The organism is Actinomycetospora sp. TBRC 11914, assembly GCF_012933465.1.
In the GTDB taxonomy this organism is placed as follows: domain Bacteria; phylum Actinomycetota; class Actinomycetes; order Mycobacteriales; family Pseudonocardiaceae; genus Actinomycetospora.
In genome coordinates, this window is the sequence record NZ_JABBND010000001.1 from 1,148,183 (window position 1) to 1,169,114 (window position 20,932).

The window sequence follows — 20,932 nt, forward strand, 5'->3', positions numbered from 1 at the left end:
GCCCGCCGAGTGGACCCTCAGGGCTCCGCCGCCGACCATGGGCGCCCACTCGGTGCCGAGAAGCCACCGAGGGCCGCGAACTCCTCGTCCGGCTCGGCCGTGACCGTCAGCCGGCGGCCGTCGGGCGCGTCGAAGGTCAACGAGTAGGCGTGCAGCCCGGTCCGGCTCGTCGCGTGCTTGTCGAACAGCGGGTCGCCGACCAGCGCGTGCCCGATCCACGCCAGGTGCACCCGGATCTGGTGGCGCCGGCCGGTGAGCGGGTGGACGGCGAGGAGCGTGCCGCCGGGGGATTCCTCGAGACGCTCGAACGTCGTCGTGCTCGGGTAGGTGCTGACGCCGTCGAGGACCGCGTCGTCGGGCACCGACCAGACGTCGTCGTGCCGCTCGATCGCCTCGCGCGGCGCCGCGATCCGCACCCGGTTCTTCCGCCCGACCGACAGCGGCAGCTCGATGCGCCCCCGCGCGGGCAGCCCGGACGTCGCGGTGATCGCCAGGTAGGTCTTCTCGACGGTGCGCTGGTTGAACTGGCGGGTGAGGTCGCCGTGGGACACGAGGTCCTTGGCGAAGAGCACGACGCCGCTGGTCACCTTGTCGATGCGGTGCGCCGGCCAGAGCTTCTCCCCGCCGTCGGCGGCGAGCCGGACCAGGTCGGTGTCGTGCCGCTCCCCCATCACCGACCAGCCCGCGGGCTTGTCGAGCACGAGGAGCGCGTCGTCCTCGTACAATGTCCGGCCCGCCCGCAGCTGCGCCCACTCCACGGTCACCAGTGTGACCGCGTCACATCGACGCGAGCATCGTCTCCAGCTTCGCCGTCGTCTCCGCCAGCTCGGCCGCGGGCACCGACGCCGGCACCAGCCCGGCTCCCGCGTAGAGCCGCGCCGACCGGCCGCAGACCTCGCCGCAGCGCAGGGCGACGACCCACTCGCCGTCCCCGGACGCGTCGGTCCACCCGACCATCCCGGTGTAGAAGCCGCGGTCGAACGGCTCGAGCTCGGTGATCGCGCGCGCCGCGGCCTCCCGCGGCACCCCGCCGACGGCGGGCGTCGGGTGCAGGGCCCGCGCGAGGTCCAGGGCCGAGCGCGGCGACCGGCCCCGGATCGTCGTCGACAGGTGCCACATCGCGTCGGTGCGGATCAGGGTCGGCTCGTCCGGGACGTCGAGGTCGTCGCACACCCCGCCCAGCGCGGCGGCGACGTCGGTGACGACCAGCGCGTGCTCGTGCCGGTCCTTGGCCGAGGCGAGCAGGGCCGCGCCGGTGGCCTCGTCGTCGGCGGGGTCGCTGCGGCGCGGGGCCGAGCCCGCGAGCGGGTTGGCCACCACCTCGCCGTCGCGGCGGGAGATCAGCAGCTCGGGGCTCGCGCCGAGCAGCGTGCGGGGCGGGCCACCGACGGCCGGCGGGAGGTCGACGGCGAACACGTAGCCGGCCGGGTCGCGCGCGGCGAGCCCGGTGAGCATCGAGCCCTGGTCGATCGGGGCGTCCGCGTCGAGGTCGAGCACGCGGGCGAGCACGACCTTCTGCAGCTCACCGGCCCCCATGCGCCGGAGCGCCTCGGCGACCATCGCCTCGTACCCGGCCGGCTCCGGTACGGACCGCGACCCCCACCGCGGGCCGGGCCCGCCGGCCGCGGGCACCGGGACCGACCGGCCGAGCGCGGGGCACCAGGTCGCCTGCCGGGGCACGACGAGCGCGGCCTTGCCGGCGGGGTCGAAGGGCAGGGTCCCGACGACGAGGGCCGGTCCCCGGCCGGCGGCCGCGGCCTCGGCCAGCGCGTCGCCGACGCCGTCGGGATCGTCGAGACGCCGCGCCGCGCCGCGCGCCAGCAGACCGCCCCGCGGACCGGAGAACCAGGTCCCGCGGCCGGCCCGCCAGCGGGCGAGCAGCGCCGCGGGGTCACCGGACGGTGCGCCCCCCGAGGCAGGCCCGCCCAGCAGATCGACCGCGCCCTCGCTGGTCACCTGGCGACTCCCTCCCGGTCCCACTGGCATCGTGGACCACGACTCCATGCCCACTGTCGCCCGGTCTGCCCGGACCGGCCACGTGAGCCGTACCGCACCCCCGAGAGGTGTCGCCCTCCATGGCCCTGCGCTCCGCGAGCTCCCTGCGTGCCGACCTCGCGCTCGGCGGGCGCATCACCGCGATGCGGCTCGGGGGCCTGGCGCTGGCCCTGCGGGGCGACCCCGTCGCCCGGCTGATGCACAAGCCGTGGCGCCTCGACCCGTACCCGACCTACGCCGCCGTCCGGGGCGAGGGGCTGGCGCGCAGCCGGGTCGGGCTCTCCGCCGTCGGGACGCACGCGCTGTGCGAGCAGGTCCTGCGCGACCGCCGGTTCGGGGTGCGGCTCGCGGACGGTCGGCCACCGTTCGCGCCCGAGGACGCCGAGACCTCGCTGCTGGAACCGGTCGACCTCTCGCTGCTCGGGCTCGACCCGCCCGACCACACCCGGCTGCGCCGCCTCGCGCAGCCCACGTTCGCGCCCCGTCGTCTCCAGCAGTACCGCGCCGTGGCGGAGGAGGTGACGGCCGGGCTGCTCGACGACGCCGTCGCCCGCGGCCGGTTCGACCTGGTCTCCGACCTCGCCGCGCCGCTGCCGATCACCGTGATCGCGCGGCTGCTCGCCATCCCCTCCGTCGACGCCGACCGGTTCGCGCGCTGGGGACGCGCGCTGGGCACCGCGCTCGACGGGGTCCGCTCCGTGTCGCACGCCCACGAGCTCGCGCGCACCACCGCCGAGGCCCGCGACCTGTTCACCGACCTCGTCGACCGGCGGCGCGCGGAGCCCGGCGACGACGTGGTGTCCGGCCTGGTCGGCGCCCTCGACGCGGGCCAGATGTCGCTGGACGAGCTGGTGTCGCTGGCCCAGCTGCTGCTCGTCGCGGGCTTCGAGACCACGACCAACCTCATCGGCAACGCCGTGCGCGCGATGCACACCACCCCCGGGCAGTGGGAGGCGCTGGTCGCCGACCCGTCCCTCGCCCCGGGCGCGGTGGAGGAGACACTGCGCTACGACCCGCCGGTGCAGCTGACGGCGCGGATCGCCCACGAGGACCTCGACCTCGCCGGGGTGCGGTTCCGCAGGAACTGGGGCGTGCTGGTCCTGATCGCCGCCGCCGGCCGTGACCCGGAGGCCCACCCCGACCCCGACCGCTTCGACCTGCGCCGCGAGCAGACGACCCCGCACCTGGCGTTCTCGGGCGGGGCGCACTACTGCCTCGGCGCGGCGCTCGCCCGGCTGGAGGGCGAGGTGGCGCTGCGGATGCTCGCCGAGCGGCTGCCGCGGCTGCGGCCGGCCGGGCGGCTGGTGCCGAAGACGGCGACGATCCTGCGGGGGCCGCGGACGTTCCCGGTGGCGGTCTGAGGAGGTGTCAGGAACGACTCGTTCCAGACGCTGGACGTCAGGAAACCGGCGTTCACGAGCGCGCCCGGCGACCTGGTCGAACGGACGGGCCGCCGGTGTCGGCACCCCCGCCGCGGGGCAGGAGGACCGGCATGCCCGCCATCCCCGCCATCCACCACGTCGCCATGTCGGTGAGCGACCTCGCCGTCAGCGAGCCCTTCTACGCGAAGCTCTTCGGCGCCGAGCCCGCCATGACGCTCGCCGACGGCCCGTTCCGCCGCCGCGTCTTCGCGCTCGCCGACGGCCAGCTCTTCGGCCTCACCCAGCACGAGGCCGCGTCGGGTGACGACCGCTTCGACCCGGTGCGGGTCGGGCTCGACCACGTCGGGTTCGGCTGCGCCGACGCCGACGCGGTGGCCGCCTGGCGCGACCACCTCGACAGCGTCGGCATCGCCCACAGCGGGATCGTCGAGGCCGACTACGGGCTCGCGCTGTCGGTCAAGGACCCCGACGGCAACGCGCTCGAGTTCTTCATGCTCGCGGGCTGACCGGGCCCGACGACGGGGCTTTCCTGCCACTGGATGCCAGCGACGACGCTCCGCTTGCGTCCACCACCGGCATCGGCGCCCGCCGTGCCCACGCCGGAGCGTGCTCGGGCAGCGCCCCGACCCCGACGAGCCGCGCCGGCAGCCACTGCAGCACCGGGAAGCGCTCGATCATCCGGATCGGCCACGGCACCCGGGTGTCCACCTGGTCGGTCGCCTCCGCCGAGAGCAGCGGCGCGACGACGCGGCGGTGGGCCAGGTCCTGCAGCGTCTGCGTCAGCACCGTCGGGACGGTCCGCCGGCGCTGCACCGACGCGGCCGCCCGGTCGGTCGCGGCGTCGTCCCCGGCGCGCAGCGGCCCGGCGAGCACCCGCCCGGCCGCGACCGCGTCCTGGATGGCGAGGTTGATGCCCACCCCGCCGACCGGCGACATGGCGTGCGCGGCGTCGCCGAGGCACAGCAGGCCGGGCACCGACCAGCGCTTGAGCCGGTCGAGCGTGACCTCGAGCAGCTTCACCTCGTCCCACGAGCCGATCGCGTCGAGGCGGTCCGCCATCCACGGGTTCATCCCGGCGACGAGGTCGCGCAGGCCCTGCACGTCGCCGGAGCGCAGCCGCGCGTCCGTGCCCTTCCCGATGATCAGCGCGCACTGGTAGTAGTCGCCGCGGTCGAGGAACACCAGGAACCGGCCGCGCCCGACGCGACCCAGCCCGCCCTCCGGGTCGCCCTCGCGCCGCGGGACCCGGAACCACTCGACGTCGAGGGGCACGTGGTAGCGGTAGAGCGGCAGCCCGGAGTCGGCGCTCAGCCGGGAGTCGCGGCCGTCGCACGCGACGACGAGGTCGGCGGCGAGCTCCGACTCCGGGCCGAGCGACCCGTCCTCGGCGCGGTCGGCCAGCCGGACCCCGGCCACCCGGTCCCCGTCGCGCACCAGGCCGGTCACCTCGGTGCTCATCCGCAGCGTGAACGTGGGCTCCTCGGCGGCCGCCGTCGCGAGCATGTCCAGCAGGTGCCACTGCGGGACCATGGCGACCATCGGGTGCGGCTGGCGGAGCCGCGTCATGTCGGCGAAGTCGACGTCGCCGCTGTCGAGCCGGATCCGCGCCTTGGTCAGCGCCCGGTAGGGCAGCTGTTCGAACCGCGGCCACAGCCCGAGCTCGTCGAGCAGCGTCAACGTCGACGTGTGGACGGTGTCGCCGCGGAAGTCCCGGAGGAAGTCCGCGTGCTTCTCCAGCACCGTGACCTCGACGCCGCCCCGCGCCAGCAGCAGGCCGAGGATCATCCCGGCGGGTCCGCCCCCGACGACGCAGCAGGTGGTCCGCTCCTGTGCCATCCCGACCATCTCCTCGTTCCGTGAACGCTCTTTCACTATGATGGGTCCCGTGCCCGCCGCCCGTCAAGGCGAATGCACGTTCACGGAAGAGAGGTGGCCGTGCCCCGCATCACCGAGGAGCGTCGCGAGGCCCGCCGGCGCGAGATCGTCGCCGCCGCGCGGCGCTGCTTCGCCCGGGACGGCTTCCACCAGACCTCGATGCCGGACATCGCCCGGGAGGCAGGGATGTCCGCGGGGGCCTTCTACCGGTACTTCCCGAGCAAGGAGGACGTGATCCTCGAGATCGCGGGCCAGGCGTTCGGGGTGATGGCGGGCCGCATCGAGGCCAGCGGCGACGGGCGCCCACCCAGCGTGGGCGACATCGTGGCCGCCGTCGTCGGGCCGATGGGCGGCGAGACGATCACGCTGCCGTCCGGCGAGGTGGTGCCCACCGACGAGCTGGCGCGCTGCGGGGTGCAGGCCTGGAGCGAGCTGCTGCGCCACGAGTCGCTGCGCGAGCGGGCGACGGCCGGGTTCGACGCCGTCCGGGTCCGCATGGCCGACGTGCTCCGGCGCGGGCGCGAGGGCGGGGCCGTGCCCGCCGACCTCGATCCCGACGACGGCGCGCGGGTCGTGATGGCCCTCCTGCCGGGCTTCATCCTGCAGCGCCAGGCGTTCGGGCTCGACGACGTCCCGGGCTTCGTGCGGGCCGTCCACACGCTGCTGAGCCGGACGCCACTCGCCGAGGCGCCGGCGTGACCCGGCCGCGGTGCCAGGATCGGGACCCGTGAAGAACCCGCTGCGGCGCCTGCGACGGCTGCGCCGTGAGGCCCACCTGGTCCGCGACCTCGCCGCCCACGTCCCCCCGGGCCCGCCCTGGACCAACATCCGGGACGTCGCGGGCCTCCCGACCATCGATGGGCGCCGCACCCGGCCCGGCGTCCTGCTGCGCGGCGACGCGCCCTTCGCCGACGACGGCCCGGGCTCGCCGGGCTGGCCCGAGGGGCTCGCCTGGCCGCCGGCGATCGCGATCGACCTGCGCAGCGACCGCGAGCTCGACCACCCCTATCCGCTGCCCGCCACCTCGACGAACTGGATCCACCTCCCCCTCGTCGACGCGCTGGCCCCCGACCTGCTCGCCCGCGGGCGCGACGACCGCCTCGCCCCCGGCGAGCTCTACCTCGGGCTGCTCGACGCGGCCCACGCCTGGCTCCCGACGATGCTCGACGCCGTCGTCGACGGGCCCCACCCGGTGCTCGTGCACTGCGCCGCCGGCAAGGACCGCACCGGCGTCGCGATCGCGCTCCTGCTCCGCCTCGCCGGCGTGACCCGCGCCGCCGTCGACGCCGACTTCTCCCGCACCAACGCCCGCCGCGTCGGGCTGCAGCGCCGCCTCGAGCGGCGCGGGGCGCTGCGCCCCGGGGTCGTCCCGGCCGGCGACGTCGGCGTGCGCCGGGAGCAGATCGTCGGGGTCCTCGACCGGCTCGACGGGGACGGCCCGGAGCGCGTCGCGGCGGCCGCGGGGGTCGCGGACGAGCGGGTGGAGCAGTGGCGGAAGGTCCTCGTGACCCAACCGGACTAGCGGGCCCGGGCGGCTGTGCCGGACCACAACGCGGAGGTCACGAACGCTGTCGCGCGGGACAGTGCCGGGCCCGGGGCACGTCGGGAAACTGGAGATCGGGCGGACCGCATCCGCTCGACCCCCGAGGACGACCGGAGAAGGTGGACCCGATGACGACGCCCGCGACCTGCCCCTGCTGTGGGGTCGTGGTCATGCCCGAGGAGCTGTCCTACGACTTCGCGGGCGAGACGGTCGCGTCGCTGACCCGCGAGGTCACCTACCTGCGCGAGACGGTCGCCCACCTCCGGGCCGCGGTGCGCGCCACCGCCGCCTCCCGCCCGGCGTCGAACGCGCCCGTCGCCGTCTGACCCTCAGGTCCCCAGCGCGGCGCCGAGCCGCGCCACCGCCTCCGCGAGCCGCTCGGGGCTCCCGGCCCGGCGCACGACGACGCCGTCGACGAGCCCCTCGCCGACCGCCTCGGCCACCAGGTCGGCGGCGAGGTCGAGCCCGACCGCGGGGTCCTCGCCCGCGTCCCGGGCCCGGGCCAGGACCGGCTCGGGCAGCACGACGTCGGGCACCTCGTGGCGCAGCTGCTCGGCCTCCGCGAAGCCCGACAGCGGAGCCACCGTCATCAGCACCGGCGTCCGCCGGTCGTCCAGCCCGGCCCGGATGCGGCGCAGCCGGTCGAGCTCGTAGACCGGGCGGGTCACGAGGTACTCCGCCCCGGCCCGGATCTTCGCGCGGGTGCGGGCGAGCTCGCGGTCGAGGTCGTCGGCGCCGGGCGTCACGCGCACCCCGACGCGGAACGGGCACGCCAGCGGCAGCGTCGACCCGTCGGGGTCGACACCGCGCGCGAGCGACGCCGCGAGCTCCACCAGGCCGAGGGCGTCGACCTCCCACACCCCGTCGCGCACCGGCCGGTCGGCGTGCACGGGCGGGTTGCCGGTCTCGCACACCAGCGCGTGGATGCCGAGCGCGTCGAGCCCGAGCAGGTCGGCCTGCAACGCCATCCGGCTGGTGTTCCAGCTGGTCACGGTGAGCATGACGTCGGCCGCCGCGGCCTCGTGCAGCCCGGCGGCGACGGCGGCCGCGGTGGTCCGGGGCCGCCGGGAGCGCTCGCGGCCCGACCACAGCACCCGGGCACCCGCCTCGAGCGCCGCCCGGCCCCGGGCGAGGCCCGCCCCGAGGTCGTCCGTGCCGTTCCCGCCCGCCTCGGCGACGAGCAGCGGCGTCCGGTGGTCCGCGTCCAGCCAGCGACCCAGCGCGCCGCGCCCCGGGCCGGGGACGGTGCCGGGCTCCCCGTCGGGCGCCGCCGGGTCGGGGAGGGCGGCGGTGCCGAGCCCGACGGTGACGACGGGCCGCGCCGGCGCCGCCGCCGGTTCGCGGGTGAGCGGCTCCGGGGCGCCCGCGAGCGCGGCCGCGGCGGCGGCCACGTGGGCGGGCGTCGTGCCGCAGCACCCGCCGACCAGGCGGGCCCCCGCGGCGACGTAGTGCGCGACGTAGCGCCCGAAGTGCGCGGTGTCCGAGGCGAAGCGCACCGAGCGGTCGGAGACCACGTGCGGCAGGCCGGCGTTGGGGAGCCCGCTGACCAGCACCCCCTCGGGCACCGACGCGGCCATCCGGCGCACCACCGCGAGCAGGCCCTGCGGGCCGAGGGTGCAGTTCGAGCCGACCGCGAGGGGCCGCAGCGCCCCGACCACGTGGGCCACCTGCTCCGGCGTCTCCCCGTGGGTGGTCACCGGCGCGCCGTCCTCGTCGACGAACGTGGCCTGGGCGACCACGGGCAGGTCGCTGGCCTCCCGGGCCACCTCGACCGCCTCGGCCAGCTCCTCGGCGTGCGCGAACGTCTCGAGCACGAGCAGGTCGACCCCGCCCTCGTCGAGCGCGGCGACCTGCTCGCGCAGGGCGGCCCGGACCGCGGCGGGGTCGACGGGGCCCGGCGCGCGGGGGGAGGTCGCGGGGGACACCGACCCGGCGACGAACACCGCCCGGCCCGGGGCCGCGTCGTCGACGACCTCGCGGGCCAGCCGGGCGGCGGCGAGGTTGATGTCCCGCACCCGCGGGCCGAGACCGTGGCGGGCCAGCCGCAACCGGCTCGCGCCGTAGGTGTGGGTCTGCAGCACCTCGGCGCCGGCGTCGAGGTAGCGGCGGTGCAGCGCGGTGACCAGCTCGGGGGCGACCAGGGCGAGCTCGCTGCCCGCGCCCTCCAGGCGGGCCCCGGTGGCCTGGGCGAGCGTGCCCATGGCGCCGTCGCCGAGCAGTGGGCGGGCGGCGAGCGCCTCGGCGACCGCGGTCACTCCATCCACCCGAGGATCTCCAGGGCGACCTGCGCGGCCAGCCGGTCCTGGTAGTGGTCGAGGCTCAGCCCGGAGAGCTCCTCGGCGCGCCGCAGCCGGTACCCGACGGTGTTGGGGTGCACCGAGAGCGCCTTGGCGGTGCGCTGCGGGCTGCCGTCCTCCCGGAAGTAGCGGGCCAGGGTGCGGACGAGCTCGACGGTGCGCTCCGAGGAGTCGTCGGCGAGCCGCCCGAGCACCTCGCGGGCGAACGCGCGGGCGTCCTCGGGGTCGGGCACCTGGAGGAGCAGGCGGTGCACCCCGAGATCGTCGAAGCGCAGCAGCCGACCCTCGCGCCCCAGGCGGCGGGCGGCCTCCAGGGTGCGGCGGGCCTGCTCGTAGGAGCGGGTGAGCCCGGCGACGTCGTCGACCTCGCGACCCAGCGCCACCGTCACCGGCCAGTCCGCGCCACGCCCGCGGGCGAGCGCGGCGGCGGTGGCGGTCCCGACGGCGACCGGGTCGGCGGAGGCCGGGACCAGCGCGACGACCTCGCGGTCGCGGACCACGGCGAGGACGCCGGGCACGAGCCGGGCCAGCCGGTCGCGGGCCTCGGCCGGCAGCGGCGGCCGGGTCCCCGCCGGGTCGGCGACCTCCGGCTCGCCCGTGCGGGGCACGACGACGAGCACGCGGTGCGGCACCCCGGCGGCGAACCCGACGTGCTCGGCCCACTGCGCCGCCTCGGCGGCCGAGCGTGCCCGGCCGAGGAGCAGCCCGGAGAGCAGGTCGTCGCGGATGGTCCCGGCGGCGACCGCGAGCACCCGCTCCCGCCCCAGGAGCACCCCGACGATCGTGGCCGCGTGCTCGGCGGCGAGCAGCAGGACGTCGTCGCCGTCGAGGGCGGCGGGCCGCTCGCGGCGCGCCGGGTCCTCCTCGGCGAGCAGGAACCCGGCGGTCTCCCCGCCGACCACGACCGGCACCACCACGCGCACCCACGTGCCGGTGCCCGGCACCCGCAGCGCCCGGCCGCCCCGGTCGGCCGCGGCGAGGACCCGCGCGCCGCGCGCGCCGGCCACCTCGGCGCGCAGCACGGCCGCCGCCCGGCCCTCGTCGATCCCCGGCGCGCCCGCGGCGAGCACCGCGTGCTCCGGCCCCGGACCGACCACGCCGGCGACGGCACCGAGCTCGTCGGTGAGCAGCCGGACGACCGCGGCGGGCCCGGCGTCGTGCGCGGTCGCGAGCGCGGAGAGCCGCCGGTGGAGGACGACGAGGCCGCGCAGCGCCTCCGTGCCCCCGGACCCGCCCGGGGGCCGGACCTCGGCGGCGCCGGCGTCGGTCGACGGGGGGACGGCCCGGACGCGACCCGCCGGGCGTCCCGAGGGGAACCGACCCGCCGTCGCCACCCGTCCAGTGTGCCCAACCGCACCCGCCGGGTCCTGCGCACGCGCACCGTCGGTCGCGAGAGGGTGGGCGGGACACACCCCCGCTCCCCGGAGGATCCCCCGTGGCCCGCATCGCCGTCGTCTTCTACTCCGCCACCGGCAACGTCGCCGCGCTCGCCGAGGCGCTCGCCGACGGGGCCCGCGGGGCGGGCGCCGAGGTCCGGGTGCGCCCGGTCGCCGAGCGCGCGCCGAAGGAGGCCATCGAGGGCAACCGGCGCTGGAAGGAGTGGGTGGAGAACAACCCCTACGACACCGTCGCCTCCCTCGACGACCTGGAGTGGGCGGACGGGATCGCGCTCGGCAGCCCGACCCGCTTCGGCGCCGCCGCCGAGCAGCTCAAGGCGTTCCTCGACACCACCGGCGGGCTCTGGGCGCAGGGCAAGCTCGCTTCGAAGGTCGGGACGTCGTTCACGTCGGCCTCGACCGGGCACGGCGGGCTGGAGGCGACGATCGTCGCGATGAACATGGTCTTCTACCACTGGGGGACGATCATCATGCCGCTCGGCTACGCCGCCGACCCGTCGCTGATGGAGTCCGGCAACCCCTACGGCGCGTCGTGGGTGTCGCGGAAGTCGGCGGCGCCGGGCGACGAGGCGCTGGGCGCGGCGCGGGTGCAGGGGACGCGGCTGGCGGAGGTGGCCGCGAAGCTCGCGGCCTGAGCGCCGCGGGCGTCGCGGTCCGGGTCAGTCCAGCGCCCGCCGGACGAACCCCTGGATCCCGATCGCCCCGAACAGCAGGCACGCCAGCACCAGCGCCCCGAAGCACACCCACCCCGGGAGGTGGGGGATCTGCGGGGTGAGCGCCCCGCGCAGGCCCTCGGCGACGTAGGTGATCGGGTTGAGCGCGCAGATCACCTGGAACCACCGCAACGAGGAGATCTGCAGGAACGGGAACTGCGTCGAGCCGGTGAACAGCAGCGGCGTGATGACCACCGCGAACACGATGTTGATCCGCCGCGGCGAGACGGCCGTACCGATCACCAGGCCGGCGGCGCCGCCGGCGAGCGCCCCGAGCACCAGCAGCAGCGCGGACTCCGGTAGCCCGCCGAGGTGCCAGGTGACCTGGTCGAGCACGAGGTAGCCGACCGGGATCATCACCAGCGAGCCGATCATGCCCCGCACCGCCCCGAACACGATCTTCTCGACCGCCACCATGCGCGTCGACAGCGGCGCGAGCAGGCGGTCCTCGATCTCCTTCGTGTAGCTGAAGTCGATCACCAGGGGCAGCGCGACGGCCTGCACCGCGACGAGGAACGCGTTGAGGGCGAGCAGGCCGGGCAGGAGCAGCTGCGCGTAACCGGGCGCGATGTAGCCGAGCTGGCTCAGCACCTTGCCGAACACGAACAGCAGGAAGAACGGCTGGACGAGCACCTGGGAAAGGAAGCTGCCGAACTCGCGGCCGGTCACCGCGACGTCGCGGCCGAGGACGCCGAGGAACGCCCGCGTGGTGGAGACGCGCCGGTCGGCCGCCGTCGTCGGGAGCGTGGTCATCGCAGCCCCCGCCCGGTCAGGTCGATGAAGACGTCCTCGAGGGTCGGCTCGCCGAGCGCGACGTCGAGGACCCGGCCGCCCGCGGCGGCGACCTCGTCGAGCAGGCCCGGCAGGGCCGCGCCCGCCTCGCCGTCCACCCGGGCGCGCAGCCGCGCCGTGCCCGCGCCGTCCTCGAGCACCTCGGCGCCCGCGGTGCCGCGCACGGCCGCGAGCCGGTCGCGCAGGACGGTGGCGTCGGCGCCGGTCACGGCGAGGTCCACCGTCGCGGACCCGGACAGCCCCGCGACCAGCGCGGCCGGCGTGTCGAGCGCGAGCAGCCGGCCGTGGTCGACGATCCCGACCCGGTCGGCGAGCTTCGCGGCCTCGTCCATGTCGTGGGTGGTGAGCACGATCGTCACCCCGCCCGCGGCCAGCTCGGCGACGCGGTCGTGGACGAACAGCCGGGCCTGCGGGTCGAGGCCGGTGGAGGGCTCGTCGAGGAAGAGCACGCGCGGGTCGTGCATGAGGCCGCGGGCGATGATCAGCCGCTGCGCCTGGCCGCCGGAGAGCTCGTCGGGGTTCGTCCCCGCCTTGTCCGCCAGGCCCATCCGCTCGAGGAGCTCGTCGGCCAGCGGACCGCGCCGGGCCCGCGGCACCCCGTGGTAGGCGGCGTGCCAGACGAGGTTGGCGCGGGCGTCGAGGGAGCGGTCGAGGTTGGGGCGCTGGGGGACGACGCCGAGCACCGCGCGGGCGCCCACCGGGTCGGCGGCGACGTCGATGCCCGCGACCGTCGCCCGCCCCGCGGTCTTGCGGACACGGGTGGTGAGGACGCCGATCGTCGTGGTCTTCCCGGCGCCGTTGGGCCCGAGGAGCCCGAACACCTCACCGGGCGCGACGGCGAACGAGATGCCGTCGACGGCGTTGCCCTTCGCCTTGGGGTAGCGCTTGACGAGGTCGGCCACCTCGACGGCCGGCGGCGCGGCCTGGGGAGCGGAACGGTCCGGGCGCGCCGCCCGGGTCTCGATGGACACGTGCCGCGACGCTACCGGCGGGTCCGGTGGCAGGGCACGTCGATTGCTGACGGGGGCGGCCATGCGGACCAGCGTCGGACCTGAAGCGTCGTCGAGGTCAAGCCCCCGTCCCCGCGCGAGGGGAACCCTCGGCCTACTAGAGCGGCCGGATGTTCCCCTCGCGTCCGGGAGCGGGCGCCGCGAGGGGAGGATCGAGTCGCTCTAGCCGGCCGAGGGTTCCCCTCGCGCAGAACGGTGGGAGGTCAGCAGTCGCGGAGCTCCGGACTCTGGTTGAGCAGCTGTCCCCGCGGCGAGACGAACGCGTCGAAGGTGTCGGCGTCGGCACCCTCGATCCCGGCGGGCGAGAAGGCCGCCACCCGGTGGCAGTTCTGGAAGGCGAGCACCACGCCGAAGTGGCGCTCCAGCCCGCCGCGGATCGCGTCCGAGGCCAGCGCGCGCAGCAGCTCGCCGCGCGCGGCCTCCGAGGGCGGCGGGACCTCGTGGACGGTGGGCGAGCCGGGTACCGGGGCCGCCCCGGCGACCGAGGACACCACGTCCCAGGCGTAGGGCAGGGACTCGCGGACGCAGGCGACGAACGCGTCGTCGTCGACCTCGCCGCGCTGGGCGGCGGCGAGCAGGTCGGGAGAGACGTCGAGGGACACGGGGACCTCCAGCAGTCAGGGAACGGGGACGAACTCGGGGTCGATCTGGTCGAGCAGGTGCGCGCCGGCCCAGGCCTGCGCGTTGCGGCGGTGCAGGGCGACGGTGTCGGCCTGGAAGCGCACCCAGTCCTGCGGGACGGCGTCGAGCGCGTCGCGGACGGCGTCGACGGCGGCGGCGTTCTCCGGCTCCAGGCCGTCGACCGCCCGGTCGGCGCCCCGGTCGCCGGCGCGCACGTGGCGTGACGAGCCGACGCAGGCGAGCAGCTCCACGCCGGCGTCGGCGAGCCCGGCGCGCAGGAAGGCCTCGTCGTCGGGGTCGGCGACCTTGTTCCCGACGACGCCGAGGCGCACCCCGAACTCCCGCGCGTAGCCCGCGTACTGGCGCACGACGCCGAGGGCGCGCTCGGTGGGCTCGCACACGAGGACGGTGAGGTCGAAGCGGGTGAACAGGCCGGAGGCGAACGCGTCGGCGCCGGCGGTCATGTCGACGACGACGTACTCGTCGGGGCCGTCCACGAGGTGCCCGAGCAGCAGCTCCACGGCGCCGGTCTTGGCGTGGAAGCACGCGACGCCGAGGTCGGCGTCGTCGAACGCGCCCGCGAGGCCCAGCCGCAGACCCGGGACGACCTCGCGCACGGCCGCGTCGTAGACCGGGTTGTCCTCGACGACGCGCAGCAACCGCGACCCGCGCCCGGGCGGCGTCGTCTTGATCATCTGTTCGGCCGCGGGCAGCCGGGGGTTGTCCCCGCGCAGCCACTCCTTGAGGACGTCGACGTGGCCGGAGAGCGTGGGCAGGGTCGCCGTGACGGCAGGTGGAGCACCGAGGGCGACCGCGAGGTCCTGGTTGATGTCGGCGTCGAGCGCGAGCACCGGTGCCCCGGTCCCGGCCGCGCGCAGGGCGAACAGCGAGGCGAGGGTGGTCTTGCCGCTGCCGCCCTTGCCGACGAAGGCGATCTTCACGAGCACGGACCCTAACCGACAACGGTTGTCGTTATCGATCGGGCGACATCAGTGCGCGCACGAACGGCCGGCTCGTCACCGAAGAAGGTGACGAACCGGCCGTTCGTCCCGGCGGATCAGCTCCCGGACCGCCCGATCGGCACCGACACCAGCAGCGGGCCGTCGCCGTCGCGTCCCCGCTCGAGCGCGGCCCGCAGCTCGTCGGCCGTCGTCGCGACCTCGGCCGGTACGCCGTAGCCCGCCGCCAGCGCGGTGAAGTCGACGGTCGGCAGGTCGAGCCCGGGAGCTTTCGGGGTGTTCTCCCGGGCGGCGAACCACTTGAGGATCGCGTACTCGCGGTTCTCCAGGACCAGCACCGTGACCGGGACGCCGAGCGCCGACGCCGTCGCCAGCGCCTGGATCGAGTACTGCATCGAGCCGTCCCCGATCGCGGCCAGCACCGGCCGCGACCGGTCGGCCAGCGCCACCCCCACCGCCGCCGGCAGCCCGAAGCCGAGGCCACCCGACGTCGTGAAGAACGAGCTCCCAGGGCGGCGCACCGGACGGCGGGCGTGCAGCGCGGCCCGGTTGGACGGCGACTCGTCGACCACCACCCCGTCGACCGGCCACACCACGTCGACGGTGTCGAAGACCTCCTCGGGGCTCAGGGTCCCCGGCGTCGCCGAGGGCTGGGCCTTCCCGACGGCGGGCGCCTCGCCCGGCACCGCCCGCGACGACGCGGCGACCCGCTCGCGCAGCGCCCGCACCACCGCCGTCGGGTCGGCGACGAGCGCGTCGCCCATCGGGGCGCGGGCGGCCTGGTCGGGGTCGGCGGTGACGTGGTGCAGCGTCGTCCCCTCGGGCAGGAACCGGCCCGGCACGTAGGGGTAGTAGCGGAAGACCGCCGTGCCGAGCACGACGACGACGTCGTGCGGCTCGAGGGTGTCCGCGAGCGGCGCGATCGCCATCGGCAGGCTGCCGCGGAAGAGCGGGTGGTCCTCCGGGAAGCCGACGCGCCCGTCGGCGGGCGGCCCGTAGACCGCGGCCGAGCAGCGCTCGGCGAGGGCAACGGCGTCGTCGAACCCGCCGCCGGCGTCGACGTCGCCGCCGAAGACGAGGGCCGGCGCCGCGGCACCGTCGAGGGCGGCGGCCAGCCGGTCGACGTCGGCCGGGTCGGGCCGCAGCGGCGCGCGCACGGTGCGCTCCACGGCGCGCCGCGCGACCTCGAGGTCGCCGCCGCTGAGCTCGACGCCCCAGTCGTCCATCGGGATCGAGACGAACACCGGGCCGGTCGGCGGGGTCAGCGCCACGTGGATCGCCCGCGCCAGCGTCGCCGGGACGTCCTCCGGCCGGGGCGGCTCGGCGGCGAACTTCACCGTCGGGGCCGGGAGCTCGGTGGCGCGCGGGTTGGTCAGCAGCGCCTCGAGCGTCATCATCGGACGGACCTGCTGGCCGGCGGTGACCACCAACGGGGTCTTGTTGGCAGCCGCGTTGACCAGCGCCCCGACCGCGTTCCCGACGCCGGGTGCGGTGTGGAGGTTGACCAGCGTCGCGCGGCCGGTGGCCTGGGCGTACCCGTCGGCCATCCCGACGACCGCCGCCTCCTGCAGCCCGAGGACGTAGGTGAAGTCGTCGGGGAACTGCTGGAGCATCGGGAGCTCCGTGGAGCCCGGGTTCCCGAAGACCGTCGTCATGCCGTGCGCCCGGAACAGCTCGAGCGCCATCTCCCGCACGGTGGTGGAGCCGGCTCCGCTGCGCTGCGCGTCCGTCGTCACGCCCGAGGTCTACCCCCTCGGGCCGGCGCTCACCAGGTGATCACCAGGCCTGCTGGGGCACCGCGGCCGGCAGGTGCAGCCGGCTGACGCGCACGACCACGTCGGGCAGCTCGTCGCGGTCGAAGGTCCGGCGCAGCTCCTCCGCCCGGAGCGTGGCGGCGACCCCCTCGTAGGGGCCGTGGGCGTCCATCTCGCCGGTCTCCGGGTCGAAGACCAGGACCACGTAGCCGTCGCACTCGTCGAGATCCGCCGCTGCCGCCAGCAACGCCGCGGGTCGTTCGTTCAGCACGATGATCACCTCCGCTCCGTTCATCGCCACGATGACGGCCCGTGTGACCTCGCGGGCGGAAGTTGCCACCTTCGGGGTACCGGGTTCCGACGACGGCGGGTGGGGGTGACACCCCATCCGGTGGCCGGTACGGCAGCGTGACCGGCGCCCGTCTAGCGTTCCGGCCATGTCCCGCGACGCCGCCGTGGACCGTGACGCCTCCGCCGCCGCCGCACCCCTCGGCGCGACGCGCGACGTGGTGCCCTTCGAGCTCGACATCCCCGACGCCCAGGTCGCTGACCTGCACGAACGGCTTCGCCGGGTGCGGCTGCCGGAGCCGGAGCCGGTCGACGACTGGTCCCAGGGCATCCCGGCCGCCGTCGTCGCGGAACTGTGTCGCGCCTGGCTCGAGGAGCACGACGTGCACGCCCTGGCCGCCGAGCTCAACGGCCGGGGCCAGTACCGCACCGTCATCGACGGGCTCGGCATCCACTTCCTGCACGTAGAGTCACCGCGGCACGACGCACAGCCATTGCTCATCACCCACGGGTGGCCGGGCTCGGTGGTCGAGTTCCTGGACGTCCTGGACGCCCTGACCACGCCGTCGGACCCGTCGGCCCCGGCATTCCACGTGGTCGCGCCGTCGTTGCCGGGCTTCGGGTTCTCCGACAAGCCGACCACGACCGGCTGGGGCGTCGACCACATCGCCGACGCGTGGGTCGAGCTGATGGACCGTCTGGGCTACGACCGCTTCCTCGCCCAGGGCGGCGACTGGGGTGCGATGGTGACGACGGCGCTCGGGGCGCGCCACCCCGACCGCGTCGCCGGCCTCCACACGACGATGCCGCTGGCGGCGCGCCCGGAGGGCGCGCGGACCGAGGACCTCCCCGAGCTCGAGCAGCGGTGGCTGGCGCAGGCGCGGGAGTTCCGCGAGGTCGGCAGCGGCTACTCCGGCCAGCAGCGGACGCGCCCGCAGACCCTCGGTTACGCGCTGGTCGACTCGCCGGCCGGCCAGCTCGCGTGGATCGCCGAGAAGTTCGCGGTGTGGACCGACGGCGGGGCGACGCTCGAACCGTCGGTGCCGCGGAAGCGCCTGCTGGACAACGTGGCCGTCTACTGGTTCGGCGCGTCGGGGGCGTCCTCGGCGCGGCTGTACTGGGAGAGCTTCGGCGGGGTCGACCGGTCGGCCCCGGTGACCGTCCCCTCGGCCGTGTCGATCTTCCCCGCCGAGATGGCGAAGATGCCGCGCTCGTGGGTCGAGGCGCGCTACACCGACCTCCGGTACTGGAACGTCCTCGACCGCGGCGGGCACTTCGCCTCGCTGGAGGTGCCGGAGCTGTTCGTGGCCGAGCTGCGAGGTGCCTTCGGCTCGTGAGCACTTTCTGGTGCTATGGCACCAGAAAGTGCTCACGGGCGCGAAGCGCACCTACCGGAGCGCCTGCGCCGACTCCCACAACGATCGCGTGATCACCGACGCCGGCTCCGCGGTGGCCAGCCGGGCGGCCTGGCCGGCCCACTGGTTGACCCGGTCGACGTCGGCCTCCCCGCGGCGCCACTGCCCGATCAGCGCCCGCTGGACCGGGTAGCGCGCCGCCGGGGGCGCGTCGTCGGCCGCCCACGCCCGCACGAAGTCCGTCGGGAGGGCCCGCCCCGGACGGCCCGAGTACGCCCGGGTGAGGACCGAGGTCTCCGGGGCGGCCGCCGCGAGCTCCTCCGACCAGGCCGCCGCGATCCCGGCCTCCGGGGAGCGCAGGAAGGCCGTCCCGACCTGCACGGCGGACGCGCCCAGCGTCAGCGCCGCCGCCACCCCGCGCCCGTCGGCGATCCCGCCGGTGGCCACCACCGGCACGGACAGCGCGTCCGCGAGCTGGGGCACCAGCGCGAGCAGCCCGACCCCGGTCCGCCCGGCCGCGTCGGGATCGAAGGTGCCGCGGTGCCCGCCGGCCTCGATGCCCTGGGCGACCACGGCGTCGGCCCCGGCCCGCTCGGCGGCGAGGGCCTCCTCGAGCGTCGTCGCGCAGGCGAACCACGCGATCCCGGCGGCGTGAATGCGCTCGACCATCGCCGGCTCGAAGAGCCCCATGATCGACGAGATCACCGTCGGGCGGGCCGCCAGGAGCGCGTCGCACTGCTCGGCGAACACCGGCGCCGCTCCCCCGGCGTCGCCCGGGCCGCCGAAGCGCGCGAGGAACCGTCGGGCGGGCTCCTCGCCGGAGTCCGCGGCCGTCGGCTCGTCGGGGATCCAGAGGTTCATCTGGAACGCCCCCGACGACCCCTCCCGGAACCGCCGCGCCCAGTCCTCGATCTGCGCCGGGCCGTCGAGGACGGCGCCGTCGGCCCCCATCCCGCCCGCCTCGGCGACCGCCACGGCCAGCGCCGGTGGGCATGCGCCCGCCATGGGCGCCTGCACGATCGGCACCTCGAGCCCGTAGCGCTCGCAGAACGCCGCGACCCGTCGCGACACCGTCGTCATCTCCGGTCCTCCTCCGTGTGGTCGTGCTACGCCAGCGAACCCAGCGGGTCGGCCCGGGACAGGGTCGGGTCGTCGCTCGCGACCGTCACCGCCCGCCCCGGCCCCGTCGAGCGGGTCTCGAACCGCACCGTGACCCGCCCGTGCCCGGCGCCCTGGACCCACCCGTGCCCGTGCTCGGGATGGGTCACGTCGTCGCCGGTGCGCCACTCCCGGGCCGGGTCGGGGGCGGGCTCCTCGTCGGCCAGGCGGTCGTCGTCGGGCAGGCTCGCGACGGTGCCGGGGCGCAGCGTGCCCGTGTCCGGGTCCTCGACGACGGCGTCCTCGGCCGCGGCGGCCAGGGCCTCCTCGCCGTCGAACAGCGAGCCCTGCACCGCCGTCGTGAGCCCCGCGTAGGACACGCCGACGAGGCGCACCCCCGCGTCCGGCAGCGCGGCCACCGCGAGCCGCTGGGCGGTCTCGGTGAGCCCGGGCAGGTCGGTGCTCGCCACCGCCGTCGTCTCCGAGCGGGTGTGCGTGGCGAAGTCCCCGCCGCGGACCTTCACCGTCACCGTCCGCGCGGCGCGGCCGGAGGCCACCAGGCGCCGGTGGGCCGACCCGGCGAGCTCGGCGACCGCCCGCCGGACCGCGACGACGTCGGAGAGGTCGGTGTCGAAGGTGGTCTCCGCGCTGACCTGCTTGGCCTCGCCCCGCTCGGTGACCGCCCGGTCGTCGATCCCCCGCGCCAGCCGGTGCAGCCCCGTCCCGACCGCCGAGCCGAGCAGCGCGGTCACCTCGCCGAGCTCGAGCGCGGCCAGCGCGGCGACGGAGGTCACCCCGGCCCGGGCCAGCGTCGTCTCGGCGACCGGCCCGATCCCCCACAGGGCGCGGACCGGCAGCGGGTCGAGCAGGGCGCGCTCGCCGCCGTGGGGGACGACGTGCACCCCGTCCGGCTTCGCGAGCCCGGACGCGATCTTCGCGACCTGCTTGCCCGACCCCGCCCCCACCGACACCGCCAGCCCGGTCGCCGCGCGGACGTCGGCCCGCACCGACTCGGCCCACGCGCGCACTCCGTCCTCGGTGACGCCCGCGAGCGCGGCCGGCTCGGCGAAGGTCTCGTCGTACGCGATCTGCTCCAGCACCGGGGCCGCCGAGCGGACCACGCCGAAGAACGCCTCCGACAGCGTCCGGTACACCGCCGTGCGGGGCGGCAGGGCGACCGCCTGCGGGCACCGTCGCCGGGCCTGGGCCATCGGCATCGCCGACCGCGCGCCGAACGCCTTGGCCTCCCCCGACGCCCCGGCGACGATCCCCCGCGGACCCAGGCCGCCGACGAGGACCGGCCGCCCCCGCAGCGTCGGACGGGTCAGCTGCTCGGCGGAGGCGAAGAACGAGTCGAGGTCGAGGTGGACCACCCACCGGCTCACGACGGCGGGTGCCAGGGAGCGTCGGGCGCGGACCAGAGCAGGTCGGCGTCGGCCAGGACGGCGGCGGGGGTGCCGCTCCAGGTGACCCCGACCGCGGTGAGCCCGGCCGCGTGGGCCGCCCACACGTCGGTCGCCGAGTCGCCCACCATCGCCGCGTCGCGCCCGCCCTCGGGCAGCACCCGGCCGAGCCCCAGCAGCGCCTCGACGAGGACCGCGTCCTTGCCGTGCACCCCCGGCCCGGTCCCGGCGACGTGCCCGAAGTACCCCGACCACCCGAGCCGCTCGACGGCCCGGCGTGCCTGCGGGGTCGCGGCCGAGGTCGCGACGGCCATCTCGACGCCGGCCCGGGACCAGCGGGCGAGGACGGCGTCGATCCCGTCCACCGGACACAGACCGCCCCGCCGCACCAGCGTGCCGTCGAGGTCCCACACGACACAGGGCCACGGCGCGTCCACGTCGCGAGGATCC

At 76.4% G+C, this 20,932-nt stretch carries 21 protein-coding genes; 7 read left to right on the top strand and 14 right to left on the bottom strand.

Features of this window, described 5'->3' with window-relative positions:
- Positions 1–17 precede the first annotated feature (17 nt).
- Positions 18–758: an RluA family pseudouridine synthase gene (locus tag HH311_RS05445; RefSeq protein WP_312029956.1), complete on the bottom strand. Its 741-nt coding sequence runs from the start codon at positions 756–758 to the stop codon at positions 18–20.
- Between the two features lie 19 nt (positions 759–777).
- Positions 778–1,956 (bottom strand): isochorismate synthase, encoded by a 1,179-nt coding sequence (locus HH311_RS05450; protein ID WP_312029957.1) that lies wholly within the window; start codon positions 1,954–1,956, stop codon positions 778–780.
- 119 nt (positions 1,957–2,075) lie between these two features.
- Between HH311_RS05450 and HH311_RS05455 the strand changes: the two genes are divergently transcribed.
- Both HH311_RS05455 and HH311_RS05460 read left to right on the top strand, forming a co-directional pair.
- On the top strand, positions 2,076–3,356 hold the full coding sequence (locus tag HH311_RS05455; RefSeq protein WP_169182464.1) for a cytochrome P450: 1,281 nt from the start codon (positions 2,076–2,078) through the stop codon (positions 3,354–3,356).
- Between the two features lie 131 nt (positions 3,357–3,487).
- Positions 3,488–3,883, top strand: coding sequence for a VOC family protein (locus tag HH311_RS05460; RefSeq protein ID WP_169182465.1), 396 nt, complete (start codon positions 3,488–3,490; stop codon positions 3,881–3,883).
- On the opposite strand, the gene HH311_RS05465 is transcribed toward HH311_RS05460, so the two are convergent.
- On the bottom strand, positions 3,867–5,213 hold the full coding sequence (locus tag HH311_RS05465) for an FAD-dependent oxidoreductase (protein WP_169182466.1): 1,347 nt from the start codon (positions 5,211–5,213) through the stop codon (positions 3,867–3,869). The two genes, HH311_RS05460 and HH311_RS05465, sit on opposite strands and share 17 nt — an antisense overlap.
- 99 nt (positions 5,214–5,312) lie before the next feature.
- Between HH311_RS05465 and HH311_RS05470 the strand changes: the two genes are divergently transcribed.
- From HH311_RS05470 to HH311_RS05480, 3 genes are all read left to right on the top strand, one after another.
- Positions 5,313–5,951: a TetR/AcrR family transcriptional regulator gene (locus HH311_RS05470; protein WP_169182467.1), complete on the top strand. Its 639-nt coding sequence runs from the start codon at positions 5,313–5,315 to the stop codon at positions 5,949–5,951.
- A gap of 28 nt (positions 5,952–5,979) precedes the next feature.
- Entirely contained in the window at positions 5,980–6,774 is a 795-nt protein-coding gene (locus HH311_RS05475) for a tyrosine-protein phosphatase (RefSeq protein WP_169182468.1), read from the top strand.
- 149 nt (positions 6,775–6,923) lie between these two features.
- The gene (locus tag HH311_RS05480; protein ID WP_169182469.1) at positions 6,924–7,121 is read left to right on the top strand and encodes a hypothetical protein; all 198 of its coding nucleotides are present in this window, start codon (positions 6,924–6,926) and stop codon (positions 7,119–7,121) included.
- Between the two features lie 3 nt (positions 7,122–7,124).
- Here the strand turns inward: HH311_RS05480 and HH311_RS05485 are convergent, their stop codons facing one another.
- The gene (locus HH311_RS05485) at positions 7,125–9,059 is read right to left on the bottom strand and encodes a homocysteine S-methyltransferase family protein (protein WP_169182470.1); all 1,935 of its coding nucleotides are present in this window, start codon (positions 9,057–9,059) and stop codon (positions 7,125–7,127) included.
- Complete coding sequence (locus HH311_RS33120; RefSeq protein ID WP_169182471.1) at positions 9,047–10,426, bottom strand: helix-turn-helix domain-containing protein; 1,380 nt, start codon at positions 10,424–10,426, stop codon at positions 9,047–9,049. The genes HH311_RS05485 and HH311_RS33120 overlap by 13 nt, the downstream gene beginning before the upstream one ends.
- A 101-nt stretch (positions 10,427–10,527) precedes the next feature.
- Between HH311_RS33120 and wrbA the strand changes: the two genes are divergently transcribed.
- Positions 10,528–11,124 carry an NAD(P)H:quinone oxidoreductase gene (gene wrbA / locus HH311_RS05495; protein ID WP_169182472.1) on the top strand — a complete coding sequence of 199 codons (597 nt, stop codon included), beginning with the start codon at positions 10,528–10,530 and terminating at the stop codon, positions 11,122–11,124.
- 24 nt (positions 11,125–11,148) lie between these two features.
- On the opposite strand, the gene HH311_RS05500 is transcribed toward wrbA, so the two are convergent.
- The 6 genes from HH311_RS05500 to HH311_RS05525 all read right to left on the bottom strand — a co-directional run bounded on the left by HH311_RS05500 (position 11,149) and on the right by HH311_RS05525 (position 16,633).
- Positions 11,149–11,955 carry an ABC transporter permease gene (locus HH311_RS05500; RefSeq protein ID WP_169182473.1) on the bottom strand — a complete coding sequence of 269 codons (807 nt, stop codon included), beginning with the start codon at positions 11,953–11,955 and terminating at the stop codon, positions 11,149–11,151.
- Positions 11,952–12,959 carry an ABC transporter ATP-binding protein gene (locus HH311_RS05505; RefSeq protein WP_312029972.1) on the bottom strand — a complete coding sequence of 336 codons (1,008 nt, stop codon included), beginning with the start codon at positions 12,957–12,959 and terminating at the stop codon, positions 11,952–11,954. Before HH311_RS05505 ends, HH311_RS05500 begins: the two co-directional genes overlap by 4 nt.
- A gap of 248 nt (positions 12,960–13,207) precedes the next feature.
- A complete protein-coding gene (locus tag HH311_RS05510; protein ID WP_169182475.1) occupies positions 13,208–13,606 on the bottom strand; it encodes an SCO5389 family protein in 399 nt (132 codons plus the stop codon).
- 15 nt (positions 13,607–13,621) lie between these two features.
- Positions 13,622–14,566, bottom strand: a complete 945-nt coding sequence (locus tag HH311_RS05515) for an ATP-binding protein (RefSeq protein WP_169182476.1) — start codon at positions 14,564–14,566, stop codon at positions 13,622–13,624.
- Positions 14,567–14,682: 116 nt separating this feature from the next.
- Positions 14,683–16,320 carry a benzoylformate decarboxylase gene (mdlC, locus tag HH311_RS05520; RefSeq protein ID WP_312029958.1) on the bottom strand — a complete coding sequence of 546 codons (1,638 nt, stop codon included), beginning with the start codon at positions 16,318–16,320 and terminating at the stop codon, positions 14,683–14,685.
- Between the two features lie 40 nt (positions 16,321–16,360).
- Positions 16,361–16,633 (bottom strand): hypothetical protein, encoded by a 273-nt coding sequence (locus HH311_RS05525; RefSeq protein ID WP_169182477.1) that lies wholly within the window; start codon positions 16,631–16,633, stop codon positions 16,361–16,363.
- Between the two features lie 142 nt (positions 16,634–16,775).
- Between HH311_RS05525 and HH311_RS05530 the strand changes: the two genes are divergently transcribed.
- On the top strand, positions 16,776–17,963 hold the full coding sequence (locus tag HH311_RS05530) for an epoxide hydrolase family protein (RefSeq protein ID WP_169182478.1): 1,188 nt from the start codon (positions 16,776–16,778) through the stop codon (positions 17,961–17,963).
- A 51-nt stretch (positions 17,964–18,014) separates the two neighbouring features.
- Here HH311_RS05530 and HH311_RS05535 read toward each other — a convergent pair whose 3' ends face one another.
- Genes HH311_RS05535 through HH311_RS05545 form a run of 3 tightly spaced genes read right to left on the bottom strand, consistent with a single transcriptional unit; the run spans position 18,015 to position 20,919 of the window.
- The gene (locus HH311_RS05535; RefSeq protein ID WP_169182479.1) at positions 18,015–19,061 is read right to left on the bottom strand and encodes a nitronate monooxygenase family protein; all 1,047 of its coding nucleotides are present in this window, start codon (positions 19,059–19,061) and stop codon (positions 18,015–18,017) included.
- A gap of 26 nt (positions 19,062–19,087) precedes the next feature.
- The gene (locus HH311_RS05540; RefSeq protein WP_312029959.1) at positions 19,088–20,464 is read right to left on the bottom strand and encodes a DNA polymerase IV; all 1,377 of its coding nucleotides are present in this window, start codon (positions 20,462–20,464) and stop codon (positions 19,088–19,090) included.
- Entirely contained in the window at positions 20,461–20,919 is a 459-nt protein-coding gene (locus HH311_RS05545; RefSeq protein ID WP_169182480.1) for an HAD family hydrolase, read from the bottom strand. Before HH311_RS05545 ends, HH311_RS05540 begins: the two co-directional genes overlap by 4 nt.
- Between the last annotated feature and the right edge of the window lie 13 nt (positions 20,920–20,932).

Bases quoted from the DNA above. Each gene is read 5' to 3' on its own strand.
- HH311_RS05455 (WP_169182464.1), top strand. From the start codon at position 2,076: ATGGCCCTGCGCTCCGCGAGCTCCCTGCGTGCCGACCTCGCGCTCGGC.
- HH311_RS05460 (WP_169182465.1), top strand. From the start codon at position 3,488: ATGCCCGCCATCCCCGCCATCCACCACGTCGCCATGTCGGTGAGCGAC.
- HH311_RS05465 (WP_169182466.1), bottom strand. From the start codon at position 5,213: ATGGCACAGGAGCGGACCACCTGCTGCGTCGTCGGGGGCGGACCCGCC.
- HH311_RS05480 (WP_169182469.1), top strand. From the start codon at position 6,924: ATGACGACGCCCGCGACCTGCCCCTGCTGTGGGGTCGTGGTCATGCCC.
- HH311_RS05500 (WP_169182473.1), bottom strand. From the start codon at position 11,955: ATGACCACGCTCCCGACGACGGCGGCCGACCGGCGCGTCTCCACCACG.
- HH311_RS05525 (WP_169182477.1), bottom strand. From the start codon at position 16,633: ATGAACGGAGCGGAGGTGATCATCGTGCTGAACGAACGACCCGCGGCG.
- HH311_RS05530 (WP_169182478.1), top strand. From the start codon at position 16,776: ATGTCCCGCGACGCCGCCGTGGACCGTGACGCCTCCGCCGCCGCCGCA.
- HH311_RS05535 (WP_169182479.1), bottom strand. From the start codon at position 19,061: ATGACGACGGTGTCGCGACGGGTCGCGGCGTTCTGCGAGCGCTACGGG.